11 protein-coding genes are annotated in these 16,074 nt (G+C 55.7%); all 11 read left to right on the plus strand.

What is annotated here, in order from left to right; translation table 11 throughout:
• The first annotated feature begins 66 nt into the window (after nt 1-66).
• The 11 genes from tehB to G544_RS0115045 all read left to right on the plus strand — a co-directional run bounded on the left by tehB (nt 67) and on the right by G544_RS0115045 (nt 16,066).
• Nucleotides 67-930: an SAM-dependent methyltransferase TehB gene (tehB, locus tag G544_RS0114995; RefSeq protein ID WP_027275361.1), complete on the plus strand. Its 864-nt coding sequence runs from the start codon at nt 67-69 to the stop codon at nt 928-930.
• Nucleotides 931-1,077: 147 nt separating this feature from the next.
• A complete protein-coding gene (locus tag G544_RS0115000; protein ID WP_027275362.1) occupies nt 1,078-1,422 on the plus strand; it encodes a DUF4156 domain-containing protein in 345 nt (114 codons plus the stop codon).
• Nucleotides 1,423-2,335: 913 nt separating this feature from the next.
• Nucleotides 2,336-2,848 (plus strand): type VI secretion system contractile sheath small subunit, encoded by a 513-nt coding sequence (tssB, locus tag G544_RS0115005; protein WP_027275363.1) that lies wholly within the window; start codon nt 2,336-2,338, stop codon nt 2,846-2,848.
• 37 nt (nt 2,849-2,885) lie between these two features.
• Complete coding sequence (gene tssC, locus G544_RS0115010; protein ID WP_027275364.1) at nt 2,886-4,421, plus strand: type VI secretion system contractile sheath large subunit; 1,536 nt, start codon at nt 2,886-2,888, stop codon at nt 4,419-4,421.
• Between the two features lie 27 nt (nt 4,422-4,448).
• On the plus strand, nt 4,449-5,801 hold the full coding sequence (gene tssK / locus G544_RS0115015; RefSeq protein ID WP_027275365.1) for a type VI secretion system baseplate subunit TssK: 1,353 nt from the start codon (nt 4,449-4,451) through the stop codon (nt 5,799-5,801).
• Nucleotides 5,798-6,457 carry a type VI secretion system protein TssL, short form gene (tssL, locus tag G544_RS20730; protein WP_051155785.1) on the plus strand — a complete coding sequence of 220 codons (660 nt, stop codon included), beginning with the start codon at nt 5,798-5,800 and terminating at the stop codon, nt 6,455-6,457. The genes tssK and tssL overlap by 4 nt, the downstream gene beginning before the upstream one ends.
• A gap of 161 nt (nt 6,458-6,618) precedes the next feature.
• Complete coding sequence (locus G544_RS20735) at nt 6,619-8,334, plus strand: OmpA family protein (RefSeq protein ID WP_051155786.1); 1,716 nt, start codon at nt 6,619-6,621, stop codon at nt 8,332-8,334.
• Between the two features lie 10 nt (nt 8,335-8,344).
• The gene (locus tag G544_RS0115030; protein WP_027275366.1) at nt 8,345-8,833 is read left to right on the plus strand and encodes an Hcp family type VI secretion system effector; all 489 of its coding nucleotides are present in this window, start codon (nt 8,345-8,347) and stop codon (nt 8,831-8,833) included.
• Nucleotides 8,834-8,955: 122 nt separating this feature from the next.
• Nucleotides 8,956-11,667, plus strand: a complete 2,712-nt coding sequence (gene tssH / locus G544_RS0115035) for a type VI secretion system ATPase TssH (RefSeq protein ID WP_027275367.1) — start codon at nt 8,956-8,958, stop codon at nt 11,665-11,667.
• A gap of 141 nt (nt 11,668-11,808) precedes the next feature.
• Complete coding sequence (gene vgrG, locus G544_RS21405) at nt 11,809-15,162, plus strand: type VI secretion system Vgr family protein (RefSeq protein ID WP_027275368.1); 3,354 nt, start codon at nt 11,809-11,811, stop codon at nt 15,160-15,162.
• Nucleotides 15,155-16,066: a DUF4123 domain-containing protein gene (locus G544_RS0115045; protein WP_027275369.1), complete on the plus strand. Its 912-nt coding sequence runs from the start codon at nt 15,155-15,157 to the stop codon at nt 16,064-16,066. Before vgrG ends, G544_RS0115045 begins: the two co-directional genes overlap by 8 nt.
• Nucleotides 16,067-16,074: the final 8 nt, after the last annotated feature.

The raw sequence follows: 16,074 nt of genomic DNA on the forward strand, positions 1-16,074 counted from the left end.
TCCGACGCGCTAAGCTTTATCTTTATCGCCAACGGCGTTTGGCTGTGAAAAATAAAGAGGTCTGAGATGGAGTCCCTGATTTGTTATAAAGAAATGCCCCGCTGGAGTCGTGAAACGATCCCCGATGCGTTTATGCAACAGCACAATACTCAAGCCGGCACCTGGGCTAAGCTTACCGTCTTTCGGGGCGATATGGCGTTTGCCATGCTCAATGAAGACGGAACCGAAACGGAACGCTTCGTTTTTTCTCCTGAAAGCCAGCCGCCGCTCGTCGCGCCGCAGGCGTGGCATCGGATTGTATCCTGCTCCCCCGATCTGGACTGCCAGCTGGCTTTCTACTGCCAGCCGGAGGACTATACCCAGAAGAAGTACGGTATGACGAAAACGCATTCCGAAGTGATTAACGCCGTGCGCTACGTTGAGCCCTGCAAAGCGCTGGATCTTGGATGCGGCTCAGGGCGCAACGCGCTTTATCTCAATAAGCTCGGATTTGACGTTACGGCGTATGACAAAAATGAGATGAGCATTCAGGCGATTAACGACATTATCCAAGCCGAGTCGCTAAACGGCCTGCGGGCGCAGGCGTGGAACATCAATGAACAAGACATTACCGAGCGCTACGGCTTCATTTTCTCAACCGTCGTTTTCATGTTCTTAAACCGCGATCGGGTGCCCGAGATTATTCGCAATATGCAGGAAATGACGGAGCCGGGCGGCTATAACCTGATCGTTTCCGCCATGTCGACGCCGGACTTTCCCTGTCCGATGCCTTTCTCATTCACCTTTTCTGAGAACGAGCTGAAAGAGCGCTATGAGGGTTGGGAAATCGTCAAATACAATGAAAACGTGGGAGAGCTGCACAAAACGGACGACAGCGGGCAGCGGATCCGATTGCGCTTTGCTACGCTGCTTGCGAAGAAAACCGTCTGATTTCCCTACTAGGGAGTTACGGGACACACTCTAGGGCACAGCCTAAAGCGGCGTTGCGATAGGGAAGGTGAATAGGGTACTCTGACTTGGATAATCTCTATGGGGCGTTTAGCTTGGTCCCGTTCTTAAAAAAGATATGGAGGAAACATGCGGATTCAATGGTTACTAGGCACTACGGCAGCGCTGCTGTTAGCCGGCTGTAGCAGTACTAATACGCTTACCGGCGCGGGCCAACAGGTACGGCTCGTGGACGAGCAGCCCGGAGCTCAGTGTCAGCTGCTGGGCAGCGCCGAAGGCCGCCAAAGCAATTGGATGTCTGGCGTAAACAGCGAGTATGATTCTTTCCAAAGCGCAACTAACGATCTGCGCAACAAGGCTGCGGCCATGGGCGGAAACGTGCTTTATGGCGTAGTGAGCGAAAAGCAGAACATTCTGTCCGATCTTGCACCGATGGATACTAAGGTTGTTGGGCAGGTTTATAAGTGTCCTTAACGGACAGATTTACCTCTCCGCTCCGGCCTATCGGCCGGAGTGCTGCCGTCTAAGTACGGCGTTTCTTTTATGATATCTTCACTTTTCGAAAAAACCTCCTTGCTTGAATTTTGACCAGTCATTGGCTGCGTGCATGATTTTTTAAAAAATATTTAAAATAATTAGCGTGTTATCAATTCATAAGATGAATGGCTCTTCTTCGCTATCTGGATAAAATAGAGAAAAAAATCACATATTTCTAATAATTAGAAAATTATCAGGGTTAATATAAGATAAAGATATGTCATGAAATAGTCATTTACTGTTTCGCTCTGTCGTTGATAGCGCCAATACGTCGTATCCGTTGTGTTGTTTATTTGGTTGAAATCATATGATTTATATGAAATTAATTTTAATTGGCTAATTCTTTATTATCTTATTTATTCTCAATTTTAATTTTTATTAACAAATAAGATAAGAATTACTAAGGATAAGCTTAAAGGGTGTCATAAAAAATCGCCTTACCATGTTTTATAGAAAATAATTAAAAAATAATTTTCTCGATGATCTGATTTTTATTTCATATTTTATTTTCTTTGTTCGTTACCAATTAAATTTTTTAGTGAAGGAATAATAGAACCTGTCAAAGTTAACAGGTATGAATAGATACTCTGGTCTGATATAAAATCCGCAAAATAGTCATTTAGTGAAGGTTAAATTTCATACAAAACCTAGGCGAAAAGAAGGTTGACGTAAGGAATCTATTATTAGCGCTGGTCTGTTTATTAGTGAAATTAGCAAAGAAAGCCACTGTTATTGACCATGAGGGGCTCCCTCATCCGAGATAGGTCGGGTATTTCAGGGTATTAAAGCATAAGGAAATAGGGATCGTAGTCGTGGTGTGTTTTACCTATAAGGAATCAGGAAAAAAGATATGGCCGATAGTTTTCAAAATGAAGTCCCTGCCGCACGCGTAAATATCAAGCTGGATCTCCATACCGGCGGCGCACAGAAAAAGGTTGAACTGCCGTTAAAGCTGTTAGTCATGGGAGATTATAGTCACGGTCAGGAGAATCGTCCGATCGCTGAAAGAGAAAAGATCTCTATTAACAAAAACAACTTTAATGCGGTATTAGCCGATCTCAATCCTAAAGCAAAGCTGACAATTAAAAACACGCTTGCCGGCGACGATTCTGAAACTAACGTCTCACTTAGTTTTAAAGACATGAAAGATTTTGAACCGGAGCAGGTTGCTAAACAAATACCCGCTTTGCGCTCACTTCTCGCTATGCGTAATTTGCTGCGTGACCTTAAATCCAACCTGTTGGATAACGCCACTTTCCGCCTGGAGCTGGAGCGTATTTTAAAAGACGAACAATTATCCGATGAGCTGCGCGCTGAATTAGCCGCTATTGGCTCTCTGCCGGGCGATGGCTCCGCGCAATAACGTCTTTTTTCAATACGTATTTTAAGAAGGATTTTTTATGTCTACGCAAAACGTGAGTTCCGCAAAAGCGGGCAGCACTACGGTAAAAGAAAACGGCGGCGTCTATCAGTCGCTGTTTGACAAAATCAACCTGACGCCGGTCGCTCAGTTTGACGATCTGGTTAAGTTTCAGGACAACGACGCGCTGGCGGAAGCTTCTGCCGACGAACGCGTCACGATGGCGGTTAACGTCTTTCTGAACATGGTTCAAAAGTCTGCCCAGAAGGTGGACAAGCTGGACAAGAGCCTGCTGGACTTCCACATCAGCCAGATCGATAAGCAGCTCAGCGAACAGCTGGACGCCATCATGCATCACCCTGAGTTTCAGCAAATTGAGTCTGCGTGGCGCGGCCTGAAGTTCCTGGTCGACCGTACGGACTTCCGTCGCAATGTGAGAATCGAAGTGCTGGACGTCTCCAAAGAGGCGTTGCAGCAGGACTTCGAAGATGCGCCGGAAACCATCCAAACCGGTTTCTATCGCCATACCTACATTCAGGAATACGACACCCCCGGCGGCGAGCCGATCGGCGTAACTATCTCTAACTTTGAGTTTGGCCGCGGCCCTCAGGACATCGCCCTGCTGCGCAACGTTTCCAAAGTCGCCGCCGCTGCGCACATGCCGTTTATCGCCTCCGTAGGCCCGGCGTTCTTTGGTAAAGAAACAATGGAAGAAGTGGCGGCCATCAAGGATATCGCCAACTATTTCGATCGCGCCGAGTACACCAAGTGGAAGAGCTTCCGCGATACGGACGATTCGCGCTACATCGGTCTGACCCTGCCTCGCGTACTTGCGCGTCTGCCTTACGGCCCGGACACCGTGCCGGTGCGTAACTTCAACTACGTTGAGCAGGTGAAGGGGCCGGATCACGATCGCTACCTGTGGACCAACGCCTCGTTCGCGTTTGCCGCCAACATGGTAAAAAGCTTTATCCGCAACGGTTGGTGCGTTCAGGTGCGTGGCCCGCAGGCGGGCGGCCTGGTCGACGACCTGCCGATCCACCTTTACGATCTGGGCACCGGCAATCAGGTGAAGATCCCGACCGAAGTATTGATTCCGGAAACCCGCGAGTTCGAGTTCGCAAACCTTGGCTTTATCCCGCTGTCGTTCTACAAGAACCGCGACTACGCCTGCTTCTTCTCCGCCAACTCGACTCAGAAGCCTGCGCTTTACGATACCAAAGAAGCAACGGCCAACAGCCGCATCAACGCGCGCCTGCCGTACATCTTCCTGCTGTCTCGTATCGCTCACTATCTGAAGGTCATTCAGCGTGAAAACATCGGCGCGACCAAAGATCGCCGCGTGCTGGAGCTTGAGCTGAACACCTGGATCAACAATCTGGTGACGGAAATGACCGACCCGAGCGATGAAGTTCAGGCGTCGCATCCGCTGCGTCAGGCGAAAGTGCTGGTTGAGGACATTGAGGACAACCCGGGCTTCTTCCGCGTGAAGACCTTCCTGGTGCCTCACTTCCAGATCGAAGGTATGGATATCAACCTGTCTATGGTGTCACAGATGCCAAAGGCCAAGGCGTAATCCCCCCGGGATCTGGAGTCTGCAACAATGAAGATCCACCGCCCGCTATGGACTGAAGGCGCCTTTTTGTCGCCGGAACAGTTCCAGCAGCAAAGCCGATGGGAAGCGTTCAGCAACGATCAGGTAGCCAGACTCGGTCTGGCTAACCCCTGGGGCGTCCAGCGCGCGACGTTTGACCCTCAGGCGCTGTCGCTTAATCGGCTCCATGCGGAAAGCCTGAGCGTCCGTCTTCCCGACGGCACCTGGATTGATACCGACGTGTCGGACGCTTTACCGCCGGCTCGCGACCTGCGGCAAAGCGTCCCGGCCGATCGCAGCTCCATAGTCGTGCTGCTTGGTCTGCCGCTGCTGCATGCCAACGGCGGCAACTGCCATCAGGATGGCGCACATTCCGAAAGGCCGCTGCGCTATCGTCAGGAGTGGGTTGAGGTGCAGGACCTGTTTGGGCAGGGAAATGAGTCCATCGCCGTGGAGCGCTATGCGCTCACGATGCTGTTCGACTTTGAAGAGCAGGGCGACTACCTCACCTGCCCCATCGCGCGCCTTAAGCGCGACGCGAACGGCGTATTCACCGTTGACGCTTCGTTTCTTCCGCCGATGCTGAATCTGACCGCCGCGGGCGGCGTTTTGACTCAGCAGCTGGACATGCTGTGTACGCAGGTGCAGGCCAAGCGCCAGCGCCTGATGGGCATGCGGCGAGAGCGCAATCAGCAGATGGCGGAGTTTGCCGTAGCGGACGTTTCGCTGTTCTGGCTTTTGAACGCGCTTAACGGCCACGAGCCGCTGCTGAAGTTTTTACAGCAGTATCCGGCATCTCATCCTGAGCGCCTTTACCAGCAGCTTTCGTCGCTGGCCGGCGCGCTGTTGACGTTCTCTCTTGAGCACGACGTTGAGGCTATTCCCGCCTATCAGCACAAGCAGCTTAATCAGGTTTTTCCGCCGCTGTTTCGATTGATTAGCGAACTGCTGGAAGCCAGCCTGCCGTCGCGGGTCATCGCCATCGAGCTTATTCACGATCGCGGCACCCGCTGGTCGGGCCGCCTGCAGGACGTCCGCCTGACGGAAGACGCCGATTTCTTCCTGTCCGTGCGTTCGTCCATGCCTGCGCACCAACTGCTGGAGCTGTTCCCGCTGCTGTGCAAGGTAGGCTCTCCGGACGACGTCAGTCAGATAGTCAACTCGGCGCTTTCCGGTATTCCTCTCAAAACGCTCAGCCACGTGCCGGCAGCCATCCCGCTGCGTCTGGACAACCAGTACTTTGCGCTGGACTTAGCTCACCCGGCTGCGGCCAGCATGTTGGCCGCCCGCTGCTGTGAGTTTTATGTTCCCCGTTCGCTGCCGGACGTTTCACTGGAGCTTTTTGCGGTACTTAAATCATGAGTCAAAGCAGTCAAACCGTTTCCATTGACGACCTGTTGCGCGACGTCGCCCTGACCGTCGTCCACCTGCGGGCGGGCGCCGTCGTCGAGAAGGGCGAGGTTCTCTACAAACGCTGCGTGGATCAAATCACCGAGCTTCGCCAGCGCCTGACGGAGATGCAGTACGACGCCGCCGTGATTGACGACGTGAGCTATGCCGCCTGCGCGCTGCTGGATGAAACCGTTCTGCAAAGAAGCAGCGACGAAGGCTATGAAGTGTGGCAAGGGGTGCCGCTGCAGGTGACGTTTTTCAACACCTATCAGGCGGGGGATACGCTTTACGAACGCATTCGCGAGCGCATTCGCCATCCTGAGGGAAGCCAGCTGGTGCTGGCCTGCTACGACCGCGTGCTGGGACTGGGCTTTCAGGGCCGCTATCAGTCGCAGCCGCAGGGCGAGCGGGAAGCGCTGGTGATGGCCGTACGCGATTTGCTGCCGAAAGCCTCAAGCTCAAACGGCGGTTCTTTGCTGAACGCCTTCTCCGGCGGAAAAGGAACGTGGCGCGGCGCCTCTCTGCTGTTCTGGACCGGCGTTTCGCTGGTGGCGGTGACGGCGCTGTATTTTGCGCTGCGCTACCACATAGACAGCCTGCTTTCACAGCTGGTGCAAGGCGCGTAGCAACATAGTAAGAATACCGAGCCCGGCATTCTTACTGCGGCCGGCGTAAAGACGCGGAGCGTTTTTAAAGACAAAGAGGGGCAAGGAGCGCCCGTCGGCGCGGTGAGGATCCCGTTCGGAAACAGGCCAATCGACGTGGGATTAAAACTAAGGATGTAAAAGTGGGTGATTACCCTTGGCGAGTCCAGCTGCTATACGCCACGTGCCTGTGTTTGGCGCTGCTGCTGTTCTTCCTACCTCTGCCTGCGGGCTGGGTAGTTATAGGCTGTGTGCTGACGCTTTTAGTCAGCGGTTACAAAGGGTGGCGCACGCATCGGTATGCCAAACAGGTCAAGCACGTATCTCCCTGGCTCGATTCGCTGGAAGAACGGCTTGAAGCACTGCCGGAGCGCCTAAGGCGCCGACTGCCGGTTATTTTAGTCACCGGCGATGCAACGGCGGACTACTTTCCCAATGGGGAAACCGACCGGATAGCGGTCACCGGCAAGGGGATATGGATAGCCGTACCGGCAATGGGCGAACTGGCCCTGACGGCGGATGCGTTGAGCGGCCGCTGGCCGGAAACGGCGGGAAGGATCGGAGTGATGTTTACTCTCTCTCCTGAACACCACACAACGGCAGCGGCGCTGCTGGGATATTTACAGACGTTTCGCCAGTCGTGGGCGGATGCGAGCAGAACCAGCGGCTATCGGCTGCCGAGCTATTTGGCCGTAAACGCCGAGCTGGGCGCCCCGTCAGTAGAACCTCAGTGGTTCTGGTGGACGGAGCAAGAGGATATCCGCCTGTTGGACAACGCGCATACCGAGCTTGAAGCGTGGCGTCATCAGGGGGAAGGGCAGCAAAGCTGCCAGCGCGAAAGCCTGGCGGTCATGCTTAAAACGCTGCGGCGCTGGCTTAATGAGAACGTTCTGGAGCCGCTTAGCGACAAACGGTTACCGGTTCCCCCGTGGACGCCGGGGGCGGTAGCGTGCCTGAACGCATCGAGCGGCGGTAGCGCCGGCGGTGAAGAAAGCCTCTGGCGAAGCCATCTTGGCAAGCTGACGACGCTAGCTCTGCCTCTTGCTGAAAACGCTTCTTCGTTCAGCCTGCCGGAGCCGCTGGTCAGCAATATGCCGGTCAGCTGCCCGATGGCGCCCAAAAAGCGGGCGCTGTGCCACGCGTTGACGTTTACCGCGCTGTTTGCTGCCGTAGCCCTGTGCTCATCGGCCTATAACAACGTCGGGCTGCTTGAGAGCCTGGGAAGAGACCTGTCGGCCTATCACCGCATTCCGATGGAGAGCTATGACGACAAGTTGGAAAGCCTGAAGGTGCTGAAGGCGGACCGCGCGCTGCTGGATAAATACTACCGCGAAGGCGAGCCGGAGCGCTTAGGCGTAGGGCTCTATGCCGGAGCGAGAATGATACCGCCGCTGGACGTCGCCATTATGGCCTATCGTCCAAGGCCGCCGCCGCCGCCGCCGCAGATTGTGGTGGAAGCGCCGAAGGTGGTGCGGTTAGACAGCATGTCGCTGTTTGACACCGGCAAGGCGACGCTCAAGCCGGACTCCACCAAAGTGCTGGTGGATGCCTTAATCAACGTTAAGGCCAAGCCGGGATGGCTGATTTTGATTGCGGGCCATACCGACGTGACGGGCGACGCCGAGCGCAATCAGGCACTGTCTTTAGCCAGAGCGGAAGCGGTCCGCGACTGGATGATAGAGACCAGCGATATTAATAAAACCTGTTTCGCCATTCAGGGGTACGGAGCTACAAAACCCATTGCCGATAATGCAACGGCCGAGGGAAGAGCGGCTAACCGCCGAGTGGAAATCAGTCTGGTGCCGGATGCGTCCGCCTGTCGGTCGACGTCTGAGCCTCAGATATCTCAAAAAAACTAAGGAGAGAGTAATGGCAATTCCTGCATACCTGTTTATCAAAGACGATGGCGGCGCCGACATTAAAGGTTCTGTCACGGTTCAGGGACGTGAAGGCAGTATCGAAGTGGTTGAGTTTGAGCACAAGCTCCACATTCCTACCGACGGCAACACCGGCAAGCTGACCGGCACCCGCGTTCACGCGCCTTTGAAGTTCGTCAAAGAAGTCGATTCTTCTTCTCCGTACCTGTACAAAGCGGTTTCCACCGGCCAGACCCTGAAGTCTGCCGAAATCAAATGGTACCGCATTGATGACGCAGGTCAGGAAGTTGAGTACTTCAACACCATGATGGATACGGTAAAAATCGTTTCCGTTAAGCCGGTGATGTACAACATCAAGGACGCATCTAAAGAGCGTTATAACCACCTGGAAGAAGTGGAAGTCCGCTACGAAAAAATCACGTGGACCTACAAGGATGGCAACATCATCCATTCCGACAGCTGGAACGAAGGCCGCGGTTAATCCCGGTCGCCGGGGCGCGCCAGGCGCTCCGTTAGCTAAAAACGTCGGCGAGTTCTCGCCGACGTCACTCTCAATCCCACTTATTCATATTGTTATCTGTACTCGTTGAGCAGGGAGCCCCAATGATCTCCGATCCTTCCGTTTTATTACGCCGACTCAATCCATACTGCGCCAAGGCGCTGGAGGCCGCGGCCAGCCTGTGCCAGACCCGCGCCCACCCGGAAATCACGCTAGAGCACTGGCTGTTGAAGCTGCTGGAGCAGGGCGCAGGCGATCTGACGGTGATTGCCCGCCGCTACGAGCTGGATCTGGACGCCGTTTGGCAGGCGCTGCTCAATCAGCTAGAAAATTTACCCCATACCGTACAGCAAAAGCCGGTGCTGTCGGGCGTTGTGCAGGAGCTGCTAAAGTCGGCCTGGCTCATCGCTTCGTTAGAAAACCGCGTAGAATCCGTTCGTTCAGCCCACATCTTGCAGGCGCTGATTGACAACCCGCAGTGGCTGAAGGCGCGTGACGCCTGGCCTCTGCTGAGCGTTTCACAGGTGCAGCTCCAGCGGCTGCTGCCGATATTGGACGAGCTGTCCGATGAAAATCCGGCCAGAGTCAATGCGCCACAGTACGAGGCAGCCGAATCCGTCGACAGCGCCGCCGCCGCCGTTGCGTCGCCGCTGGCGCCAAAAGTTGCAGGCGCGCCAAACGCCTCCGCCCAGCCGACGGCCCTCGACCGCTTTACCGTCAACCTGACGGCGCGAGCCAAAGAAAGCAAAATCGACCCGGTGTTCGGCCGCGACGTAGAAATCCGCCAGATGGTGGACATTCTTTCCCGCCGCCGTAAAAACAACCCGATTCTGGTCGGCGAACCGGGCGTGGGCAAAACCGCGCTGGTTGAAGGGCTGGCGCTGCGCATTGCCGAAGGCAACGTGCCGGACAGCCTCAAGCCGGTCAATATTCACGTTCTGGACCTGGGATTGTTGCAGGCAGGCGCGGGCGTAAAGGGCGAGTTTGAGCAGCGCTTGAAAAACGTTATCGACGCCGTTCAACAGTCGCCGACGCCGATTTTGCTGTTTATCGACGAAGCCCATACCATCATCGGCGCCGGCAATCAGGCCGGCGGCGCTGACGCCGCTAATCTGCTCAAGCCGGCGCTGGCGCGGGGCGAGCTGCGCACTATCGCCGCGACCACCTGGTCTGAATACAAGCAGTACTTCGAGCGCGACGCCGCTCTGGAGCGCCGCTTCCAGATGGTGAAAGTCGACGAGCCGGACGACGACACCGCCGCACTGATGCTGCGCGGCCTGAAGTCGCGCTACGCCCAGCACCACGGCGTACACATTCTCGACGAAGCGGTGCGCTGCGCCGTCGCGCTTTCTCGCCGCTACATCACGGGCCGTCAACTGCCGGACAAGGCTGTCGACCTGCTCGATACCGCTTCCGCGCGCGTACGCATGAGTCTGGACACGGTGCCGGAAGAGATCACCCTGCTGGAAGCCAGGCTGTCGGCGCTGGAATATGAAGACGTCGCCCTGAAAGAAGACCGTGAGCTGGGCGAAAGCGTAGACCGCTCTCGCCTGGAGGACATCGCCGCTGAAAAGGCGGCGGTGGCCGAGCAGATTGAGGCGCTTAACAAGCAGTTTGCCGAAGAAAAGGCCATCGTTGAACGCCTGATTGCCCTGCGGGCAAGCAAGAAAGAGCAAGAGGCCGACGGTGGTGTAGAAGAAGCGAATGAGATCCGCGAACTTCAAGAACGCCTGCACTCCGGCTGCGGTGGTTCACCGCTGCTGTCGCTCGACGTCGACGCCCGCACCGTCGCGGGCGTTATCGCCGACTGGACCGGCGTACCGCTGGAAAGCCTGATGAAGGACGAGCAGAGCAACCTGCTGTCGTTGGAAAGCGAGCTGGCGCAGCGGGTTATCGGTCAGGACGAAGCGCTGATTTCTCTGGCCCAGCGTCTGCGCGCCGCCAAAACCGGCTTGACGCCGGAGCAAGGGCCGCTGGGCGTATTCCTGCTGGTGGGGCCGTCCGGCATCGGTAAAACCGAAAGCGCGCTGGCGCTGGCGGACCTGCTGTTCGGCGGCGAGCGCTCTCTTATCACCATCAACATGTCGGAATATCAGGAAGCCCACACCGTTTCCCAGCTTAAAGGCTCGCCGCCGGGGTACGTCGGCTACGGCCAGGGCGGCGTTCTGACGGAGGCGGTGCGCCGTCGTCCGTACAGCGTCGTGCTGCTGGACGAAGTGGAAAAAGCGCACCGCGACGTGATCAACCTGTTCTATCAGGTGTTCGATCGCGGCTTTATGCGCGACGGCGAGGGGCGGGAAATCGACTTCCGCAACACCGTCATTTTGATGACGGCAAATCTAGGCAGCGACCAGATGGTCGCGCTGCTGGAAGCCCAGCCGGAGTCGCCGACGGCTCTGCTGCACGAGGCTATTTATCCGATCCTTCGCGATCACTTCCAGCCCGCGCTGCTGGCCCGATTCCAGACGGTTATCTACCGGCCGCTGGGCGCAGAAGCGCTGCGCAAGATCGTGGCGATCAAGATGGGCAAAGTGGCCGAGCGCCTCCAGCGCCACTACGGCATTGAGTTTAACGTACAGGAAAGCCTGTTTGACACGCTGGTCAGCGCCTGCCTGCTGCCGGACAGCGGCGCGCGCAACATCGACAGCCTGCTGAACCAGCAGATCCTGCCGGTGCTGTCGCAAACGCTGCTAAGCCTTCAGTCCCAACAGCGCCGGGCCAAGGCGCTTTCGCTTGGCTATAGCGAAGAAGAGGGGATAACGCTGGACGTGGTTGAGCAGGGCGTTGAAGCGGCGGCGGTTGAGCACGTTGGCTGAATACGTGCGCTTCCGGTCGAACAGGACAGTGATTAAAGCACATTGCAATTTCGGCCGGAATATCCGCTGAAGTCGATTAAAACGGTTCGTCAGTAGCCTCAGCCGCAAATAGCGGCCTGAGGCCAGACAAGGAGTAAAGGAATGAAAGACCAACTGATAAGCAAGGGCAAGGCGCTTTTGGACGAGCAGCTGTCGGCCTACGGGCTGGGCGGGCTGTTTGGCGGTGGAGATGGAAACTCGAGCGGCGGTACCGGCGGGGCGACGCCCGCGTCGGACGGCATGAACCGCTATCAGTTGGGGATAGACGGCGTAAGCGCGCGGCTGTCTATTTTGCGCATTGAGGGGCATGAGCACCTAAGCGAACCGTGGCGCTACGTGGTGCAGTTCACCGCGCCCCACGGGCTTTCGATGTCGCAGGTATTGAGCAAGAGCGTGGCCATCGCGCTGGCGCCCGGCGGCGTAAGCGACCTGATGAGCGGCGCGTCGGGCTTAAGCAACGAGCTGATGTCGGCGTTCAACGCCTTTGGCGGGATGTTCGGCGACAAGATTGGTCAGGCGTTTAATGCGCCGATAGGCGGCTTTTCGGTTAACGGCATTATCCAGATGGCCAGCCGGGGCGCGTCTATCGCCGGTCGGGTTAGCGGCGCCGCGGGTAAGATTGGCGGCATGGTGGACGGGCTTGGCAGCGCTGCGGGTGCGGTCGGCGGGCTGGCCGGTAAGGCGTCGAGCCTGCTGGGCAGCGTCGGCGGCGCGTTGGGCAAGGCGGGTTTGGGGCTGTCGTCGCTGACGTCGATGGTCGGCGGGGCTGCCGGCGCTCTGGGGCTGGGCGGAAGCGGCGGTGAGACCCGCGCGCTCTACGGTGTGGTGACGTCGTTCAGCCAGCTGTCTTCTTCCGGCGATGAGGCCCGCTATGAGGTGACGGTCAGCCCGCGCCTTCAGCTGCTGGACAACACGCGCGGCAGCGCCATCTACCAGAACCAGACGGTGCCGCAGGTGGTGGAAGAGGTGCTGCGCAAGCACGAGCTCACCGGGGTGGACTTCCGCTTCGAGCTGGCTGAGACCTATCCGGTTAAAGAGTACCTGACCCAGTGGGAAGAGAGCGACCTGACGTTTATCCGCCGCCTGCTGGCGGATTCGGGCATCTGGTTCCGCTTCGAGAGCCACGCGGAGCACGGCTGCGACGTAGTGGTGTTCGGCGACTCGGTGCAGCAGTATCAGGACGGCCCACAGGCCAGTTACCGTCAGCCAACCGGCAACAACGACGGCGGGCTGGAGGCGGTGTGGGACATGTCCGTCGCGCGCAAAACGGTGCCGCAAAGCGTGCTCACGCAGGACTACAACTACCGCGCCGCCCAAACGGGCATGCAGTCGGAGGTGAACGAACAGAAGAAGGACGTCACCACCCGCGGGCGGCACTACCTGTACGCCGAGCACTATCGCGACCGGGGTGAAGTGGCGCAAAGCGGCAACGAGCAGGACGACCTGCTGGGCCAGTTTAGCAATACGCTGGGCGGTCTGGGAGACCTTCCGGGTATCAGCCCGGGCGTCAGCCAACTGAGCGGCATCGCCGGTTCGGTGAGCGGCGCGATTGGCAACGTGAAGGGCACGTTCGATGGCGCGGCGGGCAGCGTTACTGGCGCTATCGGAAGTACGGTAGGCGGATTTACCGGCGGGGCGTCGGGCGTGGGAACCTCCCCGGTCGGCTTTGCCGGCGGCGGCTCTGGCGCCAGCATGGGCGACATTGCGGGCAGCGTGGCGGGCTCGGTAGGCTCTGCCGTCAGCTCGACCGCCAGTTCCGTCGGTTCAACGGTGACCGGCGCGGCAAGCGCTATCGGCGGTGCGGTCACGGGCGCGGCGCAGGGCATTGCCGGTCAGGCGCAAAGCATGATGAACGGCATCGGTTCCGGCGCCAGTGACCTGATGGACAAGGGCTCGGACCTGCTGAACAAATTTGGCGGTGATGATGCGGACGACGCGAGCGAAAGCGGCGAAGAGAGCCAGGAGCCGGAAGGCGTAGGCCAGGGCGCGTGGTACGCCAAGCTGCGCCATCAGCGGCTGATGACCGAACAGATTACCATTACCGGCAAAACCACCCTGTCCCATCTGGCCCCCGGCCAAATTTTAACAGTGAACGGCTCGCCGATAGCGGAAGCGGGCGGCGGCATTCTGATTGTGTCGGTAGAAAGCATCGGCGACCGCCAACAGGCCTACCAGCTGACGTTCACCGGTATCCCTTACGACGCCATGCGCCCCTACCGGCCCGAGCTGCTGGCGTGGCCGACTATCGGCGGTACGCTACCGGCCAGAGTCACCAGCCCCGGCAACGACCAGTACGGCTATATGGACAGCCACGGCCGCTACCGGGTGAAGATGGACTTCGACCTGAACGACTCATGGCGCAAGGGTGAAGAAAGCCTGTGGATGCGCCGGGCGTCGGTCTACGCGGGTGACACCTACGGCCTGCACTTCCCGCTGATTGACGGCACCGAGGTTGCCATCGCCTTCATCGGCGGCAACCCGGACCGCCCCTACATCTCCCACGCCATGCACGACTCCCGCCACCCGGAGTTGGTCACTGCTGCCAACCACAAGCGCAACGTGATACGCACCCCGGCCAACAACAAGCTGCGGATGGACGACGAGCGGGGTAAGGAGCATATCAAAGTTGCGACGGAGTATGGGAAGACGCAGCTGAATATGGGGCATTTGGTGGACTCTGAGCGCAAGCAGCGGGGAGAAGGGTTTGAGCTGCGGACGGATGAGTGGGGGGCGATAAGGGCGGGGAAGGGGATTTTTATTAGTGCGGATGAACGATATCAGGCAAAAGGTGATTCCAGCGATATTTCAGAGGCTTTCGGCCGGTTAGAACAAGCTATGGGGCAGATGAAGGCCTTGGCTAACGTTGTAGAGCAGGCCCAGGCGCGAATTGCTGATTTAGAAACTCAACAAAAGTTGAAGGATCAGCAAATAGCTGATTTGAAACAATCCGTCATTTTGCTTTCAGCTCCTGCAGGTATCGCGTTAGTTTCAGGAGCAACGCTTCAGCAAAGCGCTATGGAAAACCAGGTGTCGACAGCTGGAAAGAATATGGATATTGGTGTTGGAGAGCATTTTACTGTCGCTGCGGGACAATCATTGAGTTTGTTTGCTGGTGCTGAAGGAATGAAGTTATTTGCCGGCAAGGGTAAGGTTGAACTTCAAGCCCAAAGCGATGATATGGGATTGCGCTCTAAACAGAATATGCTAATTAATAGCACGGATGGTAAGGTTGAAATTGTTGCATCTTCATCCCTGCTGTTAAACTGTGGAGGGGCTTATATAAAGATCGCGAACGGAATGATTGAGATGGGATGCGAAGGAAATATTATTCATAAAGCGTCTGCCGTGCAGCAGCAGGGGCCAGCAAGCTTGAATGTTGTTTCTGCAGCGTTACCTGAAGCGGGATGTGGTCGCTCTTTACAGCAGGCATCAGAGGAAGGGGCGGCCTTTGCGTAATAATATTAATAATGATCTGTTTAACAGACATAAAAGAACGTTGCTTGAGAGATTGAATGTTTATCCAAGTGATAAAAAATATATATTATTAGATCCCTGTGCTGTTGGTGAGCCTGATGATATCTTTTCAAATGTAGCTGAAAAATGCCCAATACCTATTTATTATCAGGATATGGCATTAACTCGCCGTCCTTATTTATTGGAAATAAAAGATGATGAGGCGGGCGATTCTCTTTTAGATGCCAGCATAAGGCTTGCTATTTCTGAAACAATGAGGGATAGGTCTGATCCTAGCCGCTTTAGATGCATGTGTGCTTGGCTAACCAGTTCAGATGATATTAATCTTTTATCGGAAAAATTAGCATTAAAGAGTATTATAAAACAAGGTGATGGCAATGAAACTTTATTTAGATTCTACGATCCACGTATTATGGATTTGCTTTTAGAGATTCTTCAACCAGCGCAGTTTTCTAATGGATTGTATCGACTTTCAGGTTGGTTTTGGCTATCGCGTGAGTCAAAATTATGTTCTTACCCAATTTCCGTAGTAAAAACAAATGCGCCAGTTTGGTATTTAACTAAGGAGCAAAAGAAAAGCTTATCTCGTTCAACTTGGATTAATATCTGTCTGGATAAACAGTTCATATATCCGAATGTATATATAAATAAGTTAACTGTATCTGAACTAGATGGACTTCTTAGCTATATTGATAATAATTATGGCATCGATGAAAAAGATGATGCTATAACTTATGCTCATTATATTATGACTAAATCCCGTAATATTGATAACCATCCGGAAATTAAAAGATTACTTAATGAATGGGATAAAGAAAACGAACTCTTATCCGTATTGTTGGGGAATGTTGAGCAAAGAGTTTGGGATGAAATGACTGATTACTAATAATGCTA

This window comes from Leminorella grimontii ATCC 33999 = DSM 5078 (assembly GCF_000439085.1).
Taxonomy (GTDB): domain Bacteria; phylum Pseudomonadota; class Gammaproteobacteria; order Enterobacterales; family Enterobacteriaceae; genus Leminorella; species Leminorella grimontii.